Source organism: Paenibacillus sp. B01 (assembly GCF_009649995.1).
GTDB classification, from domain to species: Bacteria; Bacillota; Bacilli; order Paenibacillales; family Paenibacillaceae; genus Paenibacillus_O; species Paenibacillus_O pasadenensis.
This window is the reverse complement of the sequence record NZ_CP045802.1, coordinates 4264850-4281549: the sequence shown is the minus strand read 5'-3', so window position 1 is coordinate 4281549 and position 16700 is coordinate 4264850. Positions and strand designations below refer to the sequence as shown.

The following is a 16700-nucleotide window of genomic DNA, read 5'->3' as shown; positions in this document are numbered from 1 at the left end:
TATCAATAGGTATGCGATCTACATCCGAGGTGACCCGTACAAATGAAAATGATGGAACGATTGGAAACCTTCCTAGTCTTGGCGGAATGCGGCTCGTTCACGGAAGCGGCCAAAAAGCTGTTTTGCTCGCAGCCGACGATCAGCCATCATATTCAGAAGCTGGAAGAGCAGTTCGGGGCTCCGCTGTTCATTCGTACGGGCAGGACTGCGCAGCTGACGAGGCAGGGCGAGATTTTCCTCGATTACGCCAAGCAGATCGAGCAGACGATGCTGCAGGCCGGGAGCGCCATCGAGAGCTCCATGAAGACGGAGAGCTCGATCGTTTCCGTCTACGTCAGCCAATACTTCGCCAATTATTATTTCGACGAGATCCTCCCGACGCTCCACGCCTCCGATCCCCCATACCGGCTCGAAATCAACGCGTACTGCTACGAGGCTCTGAAACAGGCCTTGGTCGACCGCAAGACGGACTGGGCGATCATGCCCTATTACCCGGACGACGACTTCATCCGCTCGGACTTCGCCGTGCATGCGCTGTTCGAGGACGAATTCATGCTGGTGCTGCCTCCCGAGCATGTCCTGATGAATCGCAAGACCATTTATGCGAGAGATCTTCAAGGCGCGACCGTGCTCCTGCCGCGGAGCCCGTTTTTGATCCGCTCCTTGCAGAAGGAGATGGATCGGCACGGGCTGCGGGTGCAGTATTTGCAGATGAGCAACTTCGAGGTCATCAAGCAGGCGGTCAAGAGCGGGCTTGGCGCCGCTTTCCTCCCGTATCGAGCGATCCGCAAGGAGCTGGAGGCCGAGGAGCTGACCGCGAAGCGGCTCCCCTTCTTCGGCTATCTCAGGCAGAACGGCGTGCTCGTCCGCAAGGGCGCCCGGTTCACGGCCGAGGAGCAAGCCTTCTTCGAACGGCTGCGTCCGCATTTCGACGAAGGGGCTCCTGCAGGGCGGAGCGCGTTTTCCTGATCCATCCCGGCCGCCGGCCATAAAAAAACAGAATCGAAGCATCAAAAAAAGAATAGGAGCGTTCCATTGCCCTGCAGTCAAGGAAAAATGGAACGCTTCGCCTTTTGATGATATTGATAATCATTATCACTATTATTATACTTAAGCCAGTTCTCATCCTAGATAAAGGTGGAGGTCAAGTTCATGCAATGGACAAGGGGAAATAAACGATGGATCGGCTTCGCGGCAGCGCTGGTCCTGCTCGTCGCAGGATGCTCGAGCAACGGCGGCAGCGAGAACGCGACGAACGGCGCCGCGGCGCCGTCCGCAGGCGAAGCCGCAACGGCAGCAAGCGTGAAGGAGCTCAAGATCGGCGTGGCCAGCGACTCGGGTCCGCTCAACCTATACACGACCAGCGACGACTATTTGCTTGATCTCGTGTTCGACAAGCTGTACGGCCCGTCTCCCTTCGTCGACGAGCCGCAGCCGCTGCTGGCGGAATCCGCCGAGCAGCTCGACGACTTCACCTGGACGCTCAAGGTCCGCGACGGCGTGACCTGGCATGACGGAACCCCGTTCACGGCCGACGACGTCAAGTTCACGTTCGAATACTACCGCGACGGCCCGCAGAACCGGTTCTCCCACCATGTGAGCGAGGTGCCGAAAATCAGCACGATCGACAAGGTCGACGATTCGACGCTCAAGTTCACCTGCGAATACGCTTGTCCGTCGCTGAAAAGCGTCACGTTCGCCGATCTGCCGATCTTGGCCAAGCATGTCTGGGAGAAGGTGGACAATCCGCGCAAATTCACCGAGCTGGCAGTCGGTACAGGCCCATATAAGCTCGTCGAATATGTTCCGGACCAGTATTACAAGTTCGAAGCGAACGAAGCGTACTTCCTCGGCCAGCCGACGGTAAGCAAGATTACGATGCCGGTCATCAAGGACCAGACGGCGATGTTCAACGCGCTTCGCGCCGGCGAGATCGACGTCGCGGCCAAAAGCGTGCCGGCGGAGCTGCTCGGCAATATCGAGGACGGAGGCAAGCTGAAGGTCAAGCGGACGGCGGAGCTGGCCATCGTCGAGATCAAGCTGAACTACGACAAGGAGCCGTTCGCCAACGAATCGTTCCGCAACGCCTTGTCGCTCGCGATCGACCGCCAGACGATTACCGATACGGTCCTGCTGGGCCATGCCCGCGCCGGCTTGACCGGATACCCGCATCCGGATTCCCCGTGGACCAACCCGGATCTGAGCACGCCGTTCGACGCCGAGCAGGCGCGCGCCGTTCTCGACGGAATCGGCTACAAGGATGCGGACGGCGACGGCTTCCGCGAGGACGCCTCCGGTCAGCCTCTGAAGATCAAGCTCGCGGTATCCTCGGCAGAGCCGACGTACATCCGCACGTCCGAGCTGCTGAAGGAGCAGTTCGCGGCGGCCGGCATCGACGTCGCCGTCGAGGTGATGGATCCGTCCGCGCTGACCGCGATCAGCTCGGAGCGGACGTTCGACATGATGATCGGCATGATCGGGCCTCATGGCGTCGGCGACCCGGACCAGTTCGTCATGTCGCATTATGCCGGCTACCTCTGGAAAAAAGGCGTTCCATATCCGGCGATGGACGCGCTGATCGGACAATGGAAGCAGGAGACGACGATCGAAGGGCGCAAGCAGATCTCCTTCCAGATGCAGGAGCTGTTCAACAAGCAGCCGACGAGCCTCGCCGTCTATTATCCGGAGCAGAACTGGGCGTACGACCCGGATAAATTCGCCGATTGGGTGGAGACGCCGGGCTACGGCATGATCCACAAATATTCGTTCCTGGGCGAGATCGGCAAGAAGTACGCGACGAACGAAGCGTGAGGATCGCCGGCAAGCTTCTGCAATACGCGCTCGTCATCCTCGTCGCGCTGACGCTGAACTTCGCCTTACCGAAGCTTGCCCCGGGCGACCCGCTGAGCTTCGCGATCGGCGAGGCGCTCGCGCAGGAGATGACGCCGGAGGCGCGGGCCAAGGCGATGCAGGAGGCCGGTCTGGACGGCACCCTGCTGGAGCAGTACGGGAGCTTTTTGAAAGGAGCGCTGACGCTGGACCTCGGCCACTCGACGAAGCTCGGCGAGCCTGTCGTCGACGTGCTGGCGGATCGCCTGCCGTGGACGCTGCGGATCGTCCTGCCGTCCTTGGTCCTCAGCGCGCTGATCGCGGTCGCGCTCGGAGCTTACGCCGCCTGGAACCGCGGCCGAAAGCGCGATCTATGGCTGCTCGGCGGCATCCTGACGATGGAGTCGATGCCCGGCTTTTGGCTGGGCATGATTCTGATCGCGGTCTTCGGCGTCCAGCTCGGCTGGTTCCCGACCTACGGGGCGGCTCCGCTGTTCAGCGCCGGCGGCTGGTCGTACGCGGCCGCCGTGCTGCAGCGGATGGTGCTGCCGGTGGCGACGATCACGCTCGTCTCGCTCGGCTCCTATTTCCTGCTGACGCGTTCGGCGATGCTCGATTCCTTGGGGCAGGACTACATGATGATGGCCGAGGCGAAAGGGGCGGGGAAGCGCCGGCGGATCTGGCACGCGCTCCGCAACGCGCTGCTGCCGGTGTATACGCATATGACGATGAGCCTCAGCATGCTTGTCGGCGGAGCGGTCGTCGTCGAGACGGTCTTCTCGTATCCCGGCATCGGGAGCCTGCTGTACGAGAGCGTGCTCGCCCGCGACTTCCCGATGATGCAGGGCGTCTTCCTGCTCATCACGCTCGCGGTCATCGCGGGCAACATTTTGGCTGACCTGACCTATCCGCTTGTCGATCCGCGGGTGCGCAGCAGACGGCCTAGGGAGGGAACGTGATGAAGCTCGGAACGCTCGGCGGCACGGGCAGAGCCGGCATGATGGGGCGGATCGGCCTCTTCCTGCTCGGCGCGATGATTCTGTTCGCGCTGCTCGGCCCGCTGCTCATTCCGCATGATCCGATGGAGCGCACCGGCGCTCCGCTCGCGGCTCCCGGCGACGGGCATCTGCTCGGCACGAACGATATCGGCCAGGACATCCTCGCGGAGCTGGCGGCCGGCGCCCGCGTGTCGCTGACGATCGGCCTCGCAGGCGCTGCCGCGTCCATGACGATCGGCGTGCTCGTCGGCGTGCTGGCCGGCTATCGGGGCGGCTGGACCGATACGCTCCTGATGAGGGCGGTCGACGTCAGCCTGACGCTGCCGTTCCTGCCGCTCATGATTCTGCTCGGCGTCTTTCTCGGGCCGAGCATGTCCACGCAGATTCTGGTCATCGCGATCCTGATGTGGGCGAAGGTCGCCCGCGAGCTGCGCTCGCAGATTCTCTCGATCCGCACGCGCGGTCCGGTCCAATCGGCCCGAGCGATGGGAGCCGGGGACGGCTATATCCTCCGCAAGCACATCCTGCCGATGACGCTGCCGCTGCTGATTCCGCAATTCATCCAGGCGGTGACGGCTTCCATCCTGATGGAGTCGTCGCTCAGCTTTCTCGGACTCGGAGATCCGCTGGCGAAGAGCTGGGGGAGCATCCTCTTCTATGCGAACGCCCGCAGCGCGTTCCTCACCGACGCCTGGATCTGGTGGGTCGTGCCGCCCGGGCTGTGCATCGTCTGGACGGTGCTCGGCTGCTCCTTCATCGGCTACTGGCTGGAGGAGAAGGCCAGCCCTCGGCTCAAAAGCTATGCGGCGCCGGCGGAGCGGGGCGCCCGAGGCTGGTTCCGCAGCCGGCCGAGCCGGACGGCGGCGTCCGCCGCGAAGGCGGGCGAGACGCTCCGCATCGACGGCTTGACGGTCGAGTATCCGAAGCCGGACGCGCAGGAAAGCGTCGCCGCGCTCCGCGGAATCGAGCTTGTCGTCAAGCCCGGAGAGATCGTCGGCATCGTCGGCGAGTCCGGCAGCGGCAAGACGACGCTCGCCGCGGCGATCATGCAGATGCTCAAGCATCCGGCCGAGAGCGCCGGCTCGATCCGCTTCGCCGGCGAGGAGCTGACGGAGCTGTCGGATCGCGAGCTGAGGGCGATAAGAGGACATCGGATGGCGCTTGTTCCGCAGGCGGCGATGAACGCGCTGAATCCGGTCTGGACGGTGCGCAAGCAGCTGACGGAGGCGATTACATGCCACCGCAAGCTGAGCCGAGCGGAGATGGACGCGCGGATCGGGGAGCTGCTCGAGCAGGTCGGCATCGAATCGCGCTGTCTGCAGGCGTATCCGCATGAGCTGAGCGGAGGCATGAAGCAGCGCGTCGTCATCGCGATGGCGCTTGTGAACGAGCCGGCGTTCATCATCGCCGACGAGCCGACGACGGGGCTGGACGTGCTGGTGCAGGCGGAGATCGTCGCGCTGCTGCAGCGGCTGCAGCAGCAGCTCGGCATCTCGATGATCTTCATCTCGCATGATCTGCCTGTCGTCAAGCGCATCGCCGACCGCATCGTCATCCTCGAGCGCGGGGCGGTCGTCGACGAAGGCGAGCCCGAGCAGCTGTCGCGCCACTCGACGCATCCCTATACGAGAAGGCTGATGGACGCGATTCCATCCATCGGCCGGCTGGAGCAGCCGCTGGAGCGGCCGCGACCGGCGCAACCGACGCCATCGCCGGAGCCGCTGCATGCCGCTGCCGGACGGTAGCGCCAGCAAAGGAGAGGAACGGATGAGCCATTCAACGAATCGGGCGGAAAGCCCTCCGACAGAGCCGCTGCTCGCGGTCAGGGGCTTGCGCAAGCAGTACGAGGCGTCCGCCTTCAGCTCGGCGGGCAAGGAGGTTCTGCGAGGCGTAGACTTCCAGGTGCAGCCGACCGAGACCGTCGGCATCGTCGGCTTGAGCGGCGCGGGCAAAAGCACGATCGGCCGGCTCGTCGCCGGCTTGGAGCGGCCGGACGGGGGAGAGATCCTTTATTCCGGCCAGTCCATCGGCCGGCTGCGCGGCGCCAAGAGGCGCCAGGCGGCCAGCGGGATCGAGATGATCTTCCAGGATCCGTACGAGTCGCTGTCTCCCCGCATGCGCATCGCCGACCTGGTCGCGGAGCCGCTGCGGATCCGCAAGAAATATCGCGGGAACCGGGCAGGGCTGGAGCAGGCGGTGCGCACGGCGCTTGCGAATGTCTCGCTTCCTCCCGAGCGGTATATGGCCCGTTATCCGCATGAACTGTCCGGAGGAGAGCGGCAGCGCGTCGGGCTCGCTCGCGCTTTCGTCGATCCGCCGCGGCTCGTCATCGCCGACGAGCCGACCTCGATGCTCGACTCGTCGCTCCGGCTCGAGCTGCTGGCGCTGATGGATCGGCTTCGCCGCGACAGCGGCACCGCGACGATGCTTATCACGCATGACCTGGCGCTGGCCTACCGGTTCTGCGACCGGCTGCTCGTGCTCAGCGACGGGGAGATCGTCGAGAGCGGCACGCCGGCGCAGGTCATCGAGCAGCCGGCGCATCCGTTCACGCTCCGGCTCGTCCAGGCGCTGCGGGAGTTTCACCCATGACGGCGGCAGCGATGATCGCGGCCGAAGGGCTGCGCGTGCGCTATGGCGGCCGCACCGTTCTCGAGGACGTCGCCTTGCGGCTGGAGCGCGGAGAATTCGCTTATTTGATCGGCCGCTCCGGCTCGGGCAAAAGCACGCTTTTGAGCTTGCTTTATCGGGAGCTGGGCGAATTCGAGGGAAGCCTCGAGGTGGCGGGGAGGCCGCTGCGGGATTATCCGAGGCATGAGCTGCGCAGGCGGATCGGCGTCGTCTTCCAGTCCTACGAGCTGCTGGAGGACAAGACGGTCTTCGAGAACATCGCGATGGCCGGGGAAGTTCGCGGGATGGCTGCCGGGCCGCTTCGCCAGGAGATTTCGACGCTGCTGAAGCGGGTCGGACTGGACGGCCGGGAGCGGGATTATCCGGCGCAATTGTCGGGCGGAGAGCAGCAGCGCGTCGCCATCGTGCGGGCGCTGATCGGCAAGCCGGAGCTGCTGCTCGCCGACGAGCCGACCGGCAATCTCGACGCGCAGACGGCGAGCGGCGTATTGGGACTGCTGAGGGAGCTGCAGCGGGAGACGGGGATGGCGATGCTCGTCGTGACCCACTCCCGGGAGCTGCTCGACGCGTTCCCGGCGACGGCATGGGAGATCGACGAGGGAAAGGTCCGAAAGCATGAATATCGCGAATTATTACGTTAAAGAAGCCTGGAAAGGCGTCAGGCGGAACGCCGGAGCTTCGGCGGCCTCCGCGGCGCTCATCCTCGCGGCCTTGCTCGTCATGGGCTTGCTGCTGATGGCGCGCGCCGGACTGGCCGGGGTATCGCACTACTTGCATGCCCAGCTCGAGATCAAGGTCTATGTGGAGGAAGGCATCGATTCCGCGCGGGTGGCGGACATTTTGGCGGAGCAGCCGTTTGTCGCTTCGGCCTCGCTGCAGACGGGAGAGCAGCTGCTGGAGCAGCTGCAGTCCTTTTTCGCCGGCAAGCCTTATCTGCTGGAGGCGTTCCGCGACGGAGCCTTGCCGGACGCGGTCGTGCTCGTCCTGAAGGAGGCCGAGGACATGGAGGTCGCGGCGCAGGAGCTGTCGCGGATGGACGGCATCCAGCAGGTCGTCTACCCGCAGGAGCTCGCGCAGCAGCTCGTCTACTGGTCGGGACTGCTGCAGTCGGCGGGCCTCGCGGTGTTGGCGTTCCTGCTCGCTCTCGCGTTCATGATCGTGTTCCTGGCGATCCGGCTCGCTCTCTATCAGCGCAGCAAGGAAATCCGGCTCAAGCTGCTGCTCGGAGCTCGCGCCGGCCATGTCAGGGGGCAGTTCCTGCTGGAGGGAGCGGTCGTCGGCCTGGCAGGCGGGGCCGGAGCCGCGCTCGTTCTGAGCGCGCTCGGGCTGGCCGTCAAGCGGCGGCTGACGGAGGCGTACGGCGAGATCCTCTCCCTGGACGGCCCGGCGATCGTCGTCCTTGCGTTGCTGGTGGCGCTGGCGGGTCCGATCCTCGCCGCGGCCGCCTCCTATGCCGCCGTGCGCAAGAGGATCCGCGATGCGTAGCGGCAGCGCGCCGCAGCCTCACCAAGCCGGAAGGCGCCGCAGGGCCGGACTGCTGCCGGTGCTCGCCGTGCTGGCGAGCCTGCTCGTCGGAACGGCGGCCTACGCCCATCTTACGGGAGCGTTCGCCGAGTATCTGGCCGTCGTCTACGACGAGTCCACGACGGACAAGCTGCGCGAGGATCTGGAGACGGCGAGAAGGGAAATCGCGAAGCTCGAGCCCGAGCTGGACGCGAGGCGGAAGACGTTTTTGGAAAACCGCGATGCCGCCGTGCCCAAGCTGCTTTTTTATCAGGATCGGGGGCTGGACCTGTCGCTGGAGCTGCTTCGCGGCGCGGGATCGGTCACGGACCTCCTGGGCAGCCGCTGGCTGCTGCAGCGGCAGATCGAGCTCGAGCTCGATCGGCTGGACGAGCTGTACCGGAGCTATCTGCAGGTCGGGCTGACGCGCCAGTCGCTGCAGAGCCGCCAGGAGCTGCTCGCGATGATCGAGAGCAATCTCGCGCTGCGGCAGCCGTTTCTGGACAGCGTCGGCGAGCTCGGCCTGGAAGAAATCGCGAACTATTTGGATATCGACTGGGTGAGCGAAGTCGAGGAGCCGCTGAAGGCCGCCTTGCTGGCGGATGCGGGAACGGTGGCGGAGTCGTGGCGCGAATGGCTGGCCGAGTCTCCGCTGGACGGCTCGCTGGAGCTGGCGGCGGGCTGGCTGAACGAACGCAGCGGGCTGTCCTACTATTTTCGCGCGGATCATCTCTATGCCGTCTACGAGCAGGAAGGAGCGAACGTCATCCTGATCGGACAGCTGCTGCAAAATGAACGCGGCGACGCGCAGCTCATGCTGGAGGCCGGCTTCTACAACGGCTTCGCCGTCCCGGACAAAGCGCTGGAGGAGCTGAAGGGCTTCGAGCTGCCCTATGCGGAGCTGAGGCGCCTGCCCGGAGCAGGCGAGCAAGCCTATCTGCAGCAGGCGGAAGGAAGAATCGTCGTCGTCGCAAAAAACGATTAGCGCAAGGGAGAGACGGAAGTGGAAAAACACGAAATCGCCGTATTGGACATCAAGGTAGGCGTCATGGGAGAAGTGCTGGGCAGTACCGGCTACAGCTACATCGACATGTACGAGCTGCCGCATGCCTCGCTCGACGCCTACGCCTGCCTCGTCATCAACGGGTCGAGCGATCAGGAGTTTCTGCTCAAGCATAAAGCGGTCATCGAGAACTTTCTGGATCAAGGCAAGGTCGTCCTGTTCGGCGGCCAATTGTTCCGTCCTTGGCTTCCGGGAGGCTCGGACTTCATCCCGCGCACGATCCACAGCCACCTGGACTATCATATTACCGTCGCCAAGGAGCATCCGATCTTCGAGGGCGTCGACCCGAGCGAGCTGACGTACAAAAAGGGAGTGGCCGGCTTTTTCGCGCGCGGCCATCATCCGGTCCCGGAAGGCGCCGAGGTGCTGCTCACGCTGCCGGACGGCGAGCCGACGCTGTATATCGACCGCAGCAGCACGAAGGGAACGCTCATGGTCAGCTCCGGCTACAACCTGCTCGGCTATCGCGACGGAGACTCGACGAGCCTGATCGGCGAGCGGGTCGAGGCGTGGATCGAGCAAGAATACAAGCAGCTGCAAGAAGGAGTGCCGTCCCGATGAGAAAAATCGCCGCTTTATATTCCGGATTGTCCTATCAGAACCGCGCCTGGAACGAGCCGAAATACCGCAAATACATCGCCGATATCGTCTATGTCCCCGACATGGGGCCGGAGTCGCTGGCGGGCTTCGATGTCGTGCTGCTTCCGTCGAGGCTGCACACGGGCCTGCTGATGAAGCTGAAGCCGCTGCTGGACAGCTTTGCGGCTCAAGGAGGAACGGTGGTCGTATTCTGGCCGAACGACGCCGAGCAGATCGTGCCGAATCAGAACTGGGAGGACCGGCCGACGAACTTCTGGTGGTGGCTCGACAAAAACGCCAAGAGCGGAATCGAGCAGCGCAATCCCGGGCATGACCTGTACAACTACATCACGCTGCAGGATGCGACCTGGCATTACCACGGCGTGTTCTGGCCGCAAGGAGACGTCGTGCCGCTCGTCGAGACGGAGGACGGCGGGGCGATCCTCTACGTCGACAAGAGCAGCACGGCGGGGACATGGGTCGTCACCAGCCTGGACCCGGAATTCCATTACGGCTCGTACTTCATGCCGGCGACGGAGCGCTTCCTCGACGGCTTCCTTCCGTGGCTCGCCGAAGGCGAGCTGTAAGGAGCGTGCTCGCGATGCTCCGGATGGGCAAGGGAGGAAGAACAATCGTGCTGGCGGCGATGCTGCTGCTGGCATCCGCGGCCCTCGATCCGTTCCGGGCGGCCGCCCATGTCGTGACCAGCGCGAACGCGTATGCGGACATCTCCTTGTCCCCCGCTCAGGAGGAGATCGTGCTGCTGACGGGGATGGGCATCATCGCCTATTCCCATGATGAGACGACATTCAGGCCGCTGGACAAGCTGAAGCGCTCGGAGCTCGCCTACTGGGCGGCGGAGTTCCATCGACAGGCCGAGGCGGGCGCGACGGCGGAGCAGGCGGCTCGGTCCGCGCTGTCGGCCGGCTTGATCGGATCGCTCGATGGGAATGCGGACTATGGGGATGTGAACCGGGCGTTTTTCGGCGGCGAGCTGACGCTGGAGCCGTCCGGGAAAATCCGGCCGGACGACGAGCTGACGAGAGAGCAGTTCGCCGCGTTCGTGTCCGAGAGGCTGCAGGAGCCTCTCTCCGTAGGGACGCTGCCGGAGCAGGCGGGCTACGAGAGCGGCCCTGCCGGGATCGTCGAGCGGGTCGTCGTCGAAGAGGAGCGGGATGGGTATGACGTTCAGATCGGTGATCAGTCCTACCGGCTCTACGAGCATCCGAGAGTGATGGGGGCTTCCTCCGATCCCGCTCAATGGGAGGGGCAGGTCCTTGTCCGCTCCTGGACGAAGCCCGATGCGGCGGATTCGCGGAAGCTCGCGCTGCATGTGCTGGATTTCAGCGCGGCTGAGGCCGGGGCGGATGCGGACGCAGGGGCGGAAGCGAACGCGGATGCGGGCGGAGCCGCCGGGACGCATGCGGATGCAGGGGCCGATGCGAACGCGAACGCGGGCGCGGATGCGGTTGCCGGCCATGCGGGGCATGCCGCGGCCGGCGAGGCCGCGTCGGCGCAGGCGCAGCCGGAAGGCAGGCTGTCGGCGGTTGTCGTCGGAGCCGTCTCCGCCGCCGCGCTGCTGTTCCTGCTCGCCGCAGCTGCAGCGCGGCGGCGGAGAAGAAGAGACGCCAAGCCGGCGGAATGACTTGAACCGAAAGAAGCGGACTCCAGTTTTTGCTGGCGGTCCGCTTCTTTGCGTTCAAGTGCGCGTCAGCCGCGCTCCCGAGCCGAGGGGCGGCCTCATCGCGGCTTGGCGCTCCGCCCCCGGGCGATGCACGGAGGAGCGCATCGCGTCCTGCGCCGGGTCCAGCCTCGCCTCGCGAGCCGACTCGTGCTTCTTGATGACGCAGGAAAGCGTCATCTTGACGGCCAGCATCCCGTCCTCCTTCTACTTTAAGCGAGCAGCAGGTCAATGGCGCTGTCGTTTTCCCTCTTGCGCGCGAAAAGACAGCGTCGGCCCGATTCGCTATAATCAAGGGAACAACAAGAGGCGTCATCTCTCCATTTTGCAGCGTTCCAACAATTGATGCAAACGCTTTCTCCAAAAGGAGTGGTTCCGCATGCTCAACCGCCTTACGCAGCCCAGCCTGATGAGACAAATACTCGTGCTGATCGCCGTGATGCTGGCGACGCTGCTGGCGGCGTTCGTCATCACGGATCGGGTCGCCAAGCAGATTATCGAGCGGAAAGTGACGGACTCCGTCGACAAGATCCTGCTCCAGGTTCAAGAGAAGCTGAGCAGCTTCGACGCGGATATGCAGGGCATCTCGACGTTTCTGTTCTACAGCCCGACGGTGCAAAATTATATCAACGCGGACGATGCGCTGTCCCGGGTGCTGATGAACGGCGAGCTGCTGTCGATGTTCGCCAATACAAGCTCTATGAAGGCGAACATTCGGGGCATCCAGCTGTTCGATCCATCCGGCGCGCTGCTGGCTCGGCTCGGACAAGGTGAAGACACGACGGCTTCGCCGGTGCGGAGGATGACCTATTCGGGCGTGCTGACGCTTAAAAATCGGCCCGCCGAACGGTTTTACAAGATCACAGCGCCGATATACGGACTGGACCAAAGCCATATCGCGACAGAATACAAGGGCACCGGCACCTATGTCATGGATACGCACAACTTTACCCCGATTCTCCAGAGCGCCAAGGTGACGGTCCGCTCCGTCGTGATGCTGCTCGATCGCGGCAACCGGACGATTGCAAGCGTAGGCATTCCGCCCGGCGATTCCGCGCTTGTGGACCGATGGAGCGAAGATCCCGCGTATATCGTCCAGTCGCTTACCTTGCCTGAATCGGGCTGGAAGCTGATCAGCGCCATACCGAAGAGGGAGCTGCTGTCGGAGCTGGATGCCGTCCAGCGCATCAACGTCGCCACCTATCTCACGATGTTCGGACTGCTCGGCCTGTTCCTGCTCATTTTCGTCACCCGCATCATCAACCCGATCCGCTCGCTGATGAAGTTCATCAAGTCTTATCCGAAAAACGGAGAGGACAGCCGTTACGCGGTCGGACCTCGGAATGAGATCGGGGTGCTGGGAGCGAAGCTGAACAAGATGCTGGACGATATCGGCACGCTCAGCTCCGAGGTGCGGGAATCGCAGATCCGGATGTACGAGATGGAGCTGGCCAAAAAGCAGATGGAAATTTCCGCTTTCCGCAACCAGATCAATCCGCATTTTCTTTACAATACGCTGGAGAGCATCCGGGCGATGGCCTTGTATTATGAGGTGAAGGACATCGCCGATCTGTCGGAGTCGCTTTCCCGCATGTTCCGCTACGCCGTCAAGGGCAGCAATTTTGTCACGATCGCGGACGAAATCTCGCATGTGAACGAGTACGCCCGAATTATCGGCTTCCGCTTCCGGGGCCGCTTCGGCATCCGGGTCGATTGCGAGCCGGAGCTGCTGGGCGAGACGATGCTGAAGATGCTGCTGCAGCCTCTCGTGGAGAATGCCGTCTTTCATGGCTTGGAACGCAAGCTGGGCCGCGGACAAGTGGTCATCGACATCCGCCGCGCGCCGGACGGCGGGGTTCTGGCGAGCATTGAAGACGACGGCCGGGGCATGAGCGAAGAGAGGCTGGGCGAGCTATGGCGCAGATTGAACAACGGGGATGAGCCGGGGACGTTCGGCGGCGAGTCCAAGGGAATCGGAGTCCTGAATATTTATCGGCGGATCAAGCTGTTCTACGGAGACGAAGCGAGCCTGACGATCGACAGCCGATTGGATAAGGGCACCATCGTGCGCATATTGTTCCCGTTGAAGCCAGCGACATGGACGGAGGGATTGGATGCTGTACCGAGTATTGATCGTAGATGACGAGCCTTGGGTAGCTTATGGAATTTCCCGGTTGATCGATTGGGAGCGTGAAGGCTTCGAGATCATCGGCGAGGCGCTTGACGGCATCTCTGCGGCGCAGTGGATCCGCGAGCGGCGTCCGGATGTCGTCATCTCGGACATTCGAATGCCGGGCCTCGACGGTCTCGAGCTGCTGGAGGAGATCAGGAGACAGCGGTCGGACGCGGAGGTCATTTTCGTCAGCGGCTACTCCGAATTTGAATACGCACAGCGAGCGCTTCGGCTCGGAGCCTTTGATTATTTGCTCAAGCAGATCGACAAGGACATGCTTCTTGATGCGATGATCCGGCTCAGAGGCCGTCTGGATCGGAAACGCCGGGATTCGCTCGAGGCCGATGCGATATTCGGCGATCTGTTCGACTTGCTGGACTCCGATTCGGAAGAGGAGATCGGGGCGTTTTATGCCGGCAAGGCGAAGGCGCTGTATCCGCACTATCGAATCGTCAATGCGCTCTATCCCGCAGACGACGAATTCGGCGCCGCAGGGGAGCTCGTGGAGGCGAAGGGGATAAGCGGCTTCGCCATTCGCACGGGGATGCACAAGCAGACGATTCTGCTGAATAGCGACGACAGCGATCCGAACGCGTTGGCGAATTTTGTTGATGAACGGCTGAGCGCCGCCGCGCACATCGGAATCAGCTGCGCCGGGCTCGCCGACGCTTCGTTATCGCGTCTGTACCGCGAAGCGGATGTGGCTCTGTACACATCGGTCTTCTATCCGCAGCTTCGTCTCGCGCATTACCGGGAGAACGCGCCGATCGCGGGAGCGGCGGGCTTGCTGCTGCAGCTTGAGCTGGGCATTCGGGAGCAGAAGCCGGACAGCGTGACTCGATGCCTTCGCGAGCTGTCGGAAGCCTGCCTGAATCAGAAGCCGTTCGTCGATCAGGTAGCCGGCCTCTGCAATCAGATCGTCTCTCTCGTTCAAAAATATTACGGGAGTGACGGTGGGCCGCACCCCGTCGAATTTCTATCTTATTCGCAATTAGGAAAATCAGGCCGATCGGCAGAAGAGCTGTTCGAGCGGCTGCGGGCGTTCATGGATCGGGAAGCGGCGCCGGATATCCCGATCGTGCACGAGCAAGTCAAAAGCGTCATGGCTTATATCGATGCCCGCTTCACAGAAGATTTGATGCTTGGCGCCATCGCCAAGCAATTCAACGTCAGCCTCGGATATCTCAGCTATCTCCTGAAGAGGGAGACTGGCAAGACGTTTTCGGAGTACATCGCCTACCGAAGAATCGCTCTCGCCAAAGAGCTGCTTGCCGACGGCAGCCTTTCCGTGCAGGAGATCGTCCAGAGGGTCGGCTACAAGGATTACTTTCATTTCAACAAGCTGTTCAAGAAGCATGTAGGCGTAACCCCGAGCAAGTTCCGCAAGCTGTAGCTTCACCCCCTTCATCGTAAACGAACACAAAAATAAAAAAACGGAGCCATATGTCATGAAAGCGATTTCCGTTAGGATGTGGGTGTACGAACCAATACAAAAATAGGGGTGAACGCGAAGCATGATTTGGAAGCTCAAAGCGGGAGCGGCGGCGCTGCTCGTAGGGACAATCCTGCTTGCCGGATGCAGCTCCAATGCATCGAACGGAAATGAAAGCGGCAACAGTGGTGCGCCGGCCAACGCGTCCGGAAGCAACAACGAGACGACGGCGCCGGTGAAGCTGACCTGGTTCTCGGACGTGAGCGGCTGGAATCCTCCGTCGCCGTGGAATTCGGACCCGAATTCGGTCGAGGGCACGATCACGAGCAAGACCGGGATCAGCTTCGAATTCAACATTCCGGCGCAGGATGCCGGCACCAAGCTGAGCCTCATGCTCGTCAATGGGGATAAGCTGCCCGACGTCATGTCCATAACGGACGGCACGCTGATCAAAAAGCTGATTCAAGCCGACAAGGTGTGGAATCTGGATGAGTTCCTGAAGCAATACGATCCGGATTCCCCGCTGCTCGCCAATTTCCCAGGCGACATCAAGCAAGCGCTGATCGATCGGGATGGAGGCTGGTACGCCTATCCGAGCCACATGGATTCGAAGGACGCGCGCGAGCTCTATCCGCCGTCGAGCGAGTTCTACTCCGACTTCGCGAAGTTCCGGGGGAACGGATCGATCATGTTCAACGAGCAGATCATGCAGCAAGCGGGCATCAAGGCGGACGATCTGAAGACGGAAGACGGAGTGCTCGCCGCGTTCGACAAGGTGAAGGGCATGCAGTTCAACGGCGCACCGGTCATTCCGCTGCAGATCGACGGCAAGGGCTATGCGGGGATCAACGTTGGAAGGAACGGTCACGGGGGAACGCTGGGCGTGCTGGAAGGGATGTTCGGCGCGATGCCTGTCGACAAGGACGGGAATTACCGGGACATCATCCTGGCGCCGGAGACGAAGCACGCCATCGACTTCTTATACAAGGCGGCGAAGCAAGGCGCCTTCGATCCGAGCCAGATGACGACTGACGGCACCGCGACGAAGGCGGCCGTCAAGAGCGGGCGCGTCTTCGCCTTCATCGGCAACACGGCCGACACGGGCTTCACGGACGAGGATGCGGTCTCGACCTGGACGACGCCGGGCCCGGTTCTGTCGAACCAGAACACGAAGCCGGTGTTCGGCAAATCGATGAAGGCCGGCGCGGGCTGGATGAGCACGTTCATCTCCAAGTCGGCGCCGCATCCCGAGCAGATCGCCAAGTGGCTTGATTTTATGACGAGCGACGAAGGCTTGCTTCTCAATTACTACGGTTTCGAGGGCAAGGGCTACACGCTGGAGAACGGGCTTGCTGTCCAGACCGAACAAGGGCTGAAGGATGCCGCGAGCTATTCGACGACGGGGGTCATGGCGTTTTGGCCGTTCCATAACATCGCCTGGCACGACCATGCGACGAAGGAGCCGACGAGCGCCAAAGGAACGGACGGCCTGATGGCCCGGACGGTGCAGACGACGATCGGCAAGGCGTCCGAGATTTACGACACGACGCCGCTGCAGATGCCGAGCGACTTCATCGCCGCCGGAAGCAAGATGGCCAACGACCAGCTGCAGATCCAGACCTATCTGGAGGCTCAAGTGTCCAAGATGGTCCTGGCCAAGGATGAAGCCTCGCGTGACCAAATCTATAACGATACGATCGCGAAGGCGAAGCAGATGGGACTGGACGAAATCAACGCGAAGATCAACGAGCAGTTCCACAAGCAGGAGCAATCGCTCGGCGTGACGGTCAAGGGCATCAACTCATAATTCG

General features: G+C 62.5%; 15 protein-coding genes and 1 pseudogene. 15 read left to right on the top strand and 1 reads right to left on the bottom strand.

Going from position 1 to position 16700, the window contains the following annotated elements:
* Positions 1–42 precede the first annotated feature (42 nt).
* The 11 genes from GE073_RS18395 to GE073_RS18345 all read left to right on the top strand — a co-directional run bounded on the left by GE073_RS18395 (position 43) and on the right by GE073_RS18345 (position 11248).
* The gene (locus GE073_RS18395; RefSeq protein ID WP_084137328.1) at positions 43–969 is read left to right on the top strand and encodes a LysR family transcriptional regulator; all 927 of its coding nucleotides are present in this window, start codon (positions 43–45) and stop codon (positions 967–969) included.
* A 183-nt stretch (positions 970–1152) separates the two neighbouring features.
* On the top strand, positions 1153–2811 hold the full coding sequence (locus tag GE073_RS18390) for an ABC transporter substrate-binding protein (protein ID WP_153784040.1): 1659 nt from the start codon (positions 1153–1155) through the stop codon (positions 2809–2811).
* Positions 2808–3788, top strand: coding sequence for an ABC transporter permease (locus GE073_RS18385; RefSeq protein WP_153784039.1), 981 nt, complete (start codon positions 2808–2810; stop codon positions 3786–3788). Before GE073_RS18390 ends, GE073_RS18385 begins: the two co-directional genes overlap by 4 nt.
* Positions 3788–5572 (top strand): dipeptide/oligopeptide/nickel ABC transporter permease/ATP-binding protein, encoded by a 1785-nt coding sequence (locus tag GE073_RS18380; RefSeq protein WP_228551631.1) that lies wholly within the window; start codon positions 3788–3790, stop codon positions 5570–5572. The genes GE073_RS18385 and GE073_RS18380 overlap by 1 nt, the downstream gene beginning before the upstream one ends.
* 22 nt (positions 5573–5594) lie before the next feature.
* Positions 5595–6419 carry an ABC transporter ATP-binding protein gene (locus GE073_RS18375; RefSeq protein WP_153784038.1) on the top strand — a complete coding sequence of 275 codons (825 nt, stop codon included), beginning with the start codon at positions 5595–5597 and terminating at the stop codon, positions 6417–6419.
* Complete coding sequence (locus GE073_RS18370) at positions 6416–7099, top strand: cell division ATP-binding protein FtsE (protein ID WP_228551629.1); 684 nt, start codon at positions 6416–6418, stop codon at positions 7097–7099. The genes GE073_RS18375 and GE073_RS18370 overlap by 4 nt, the downstream gene beginning before the upstream one ends.
* Positions 7074–7943: a cell division protein FtsX gene (locus GE073_RS18365; protein WP_153784037.1), complete on the top strand. Its 870-nt coding sequence runs from the start codon at positions 7074–7076 to the stop codon at positions 7941–7943. Before GE073_RS18370 ends, GE073_RS18365 begins: the two co-directional genes overlap by 26 nt.
* Entirely contained in the window at positions 7936–8946 is a 1011-nt protein-coding gene (locus GE073_RS18360) for a hypothetical protein (RefSeq protein ID WP_153784036.1), read from the top strand. The genes GE073_RS18365 and GE073_RS18360 overlap by 8 nt, the downstream gene beginning before the upstream one ends.
* A gap of 18 nt (positions 8947–8964) precedes the next feature.
* The gene (locus tag GE073_RS18355) at positions 8965–9585 is read left to right on the top strand and encodes a hypothetical protein (RefSeq protein WP_052333290.1); all 621 of its coding nucleotides are present in this window, start codon (positions 8965–8967) and stop codon (positions 9583–9585) included.
* A complete protein-coding gene (locus tag GE073_RS18350) occupies positions 9582–10190 on the top strand; it encodes a hypothetical protein (protein WP_028599104.1) in 609 nt (202 codons plus the stop codon). The genes GE073_RS18355 and GE073_RS18350 overlap by 4 nt, the downstream gene beginning before the upstream one ends.
* A gap of 14 nt (positions 10191–10204) precedes the next feature.
* Positions 10205–11248, top strand: coding sequence for a hypothetical protein (locus GE073_RS18345; RefSeq protein WP_153784035.1), 1044 nt, complete (start codon positions 10205–10207; stop codon positions 11246–11248).
* A 54-nt stretch (positions 11249–11302) separates the two neighbouring features.
* On the opposite strand, the gene GE073_RS18340 is transcribed toward GE073_RS18345, so the two are convergent.
* A complete protein-coding gene (locus tag GE073_RS18340) occupies positions 11303–11479 on the bottom strand; it encodes a hypothetical protein (protein ID WP_153784034.1) in 177 nt (58 codons plus the stop codon).
* A 184-nt stretch (positions 11480–11663) separates the two neighbouring features.
* Between GE073_RS18340 and GE073_RS18335 the strand changes: the two genes are divergently transcribed.
* From GE073_RS18335 to GE073_RS18325, 4 genes and pseudogenes are all read left to right on the top strand, one after another.
* On the top strand, positions 11664–13427 hold the full coding sequence (locus GE073_RS18335) for a cache domain-containing sensor histidine kinase (protein WP_153784033.1): 1764 nt from the start codon (positions 11664–11666) through the stop codon (positions 13425–13427).
* Positions 13399–13686 (top strand): annotated as a pseudogene (locus tag GE073_RS26065) (response regulator); the annotation flags it as partial. The gene GE073_RS18335 and the pseudogene GE073_RS26065, both read left to right, overlap by 29 nt.
* Before the next feature lie 21 nt (positions 13687–13707).
* Positions 13708–14850, top strand: coding sequence for a helix-turn-helix transcriptional regulator (locus GE073_RS18330; protein WP_267238419.1), 1143 nt, complete (start codon positions 13708–13710; stop codon positions 14848–14850).
* Between the two features lie 121 nt (positions 14851–14971).
* Positions 14972–16696: an extracellular solute-binding protein gene (locus tag GE073_RS18325; protein WP_153784031.1), complete on the top strand. Its 1725-nt coding sequence runs from the start codon at positions 14972–14974 to the stop codon at positions 16694–16696.
* Positions 16697–16700 lie beyond the last annotated feature (4 nt).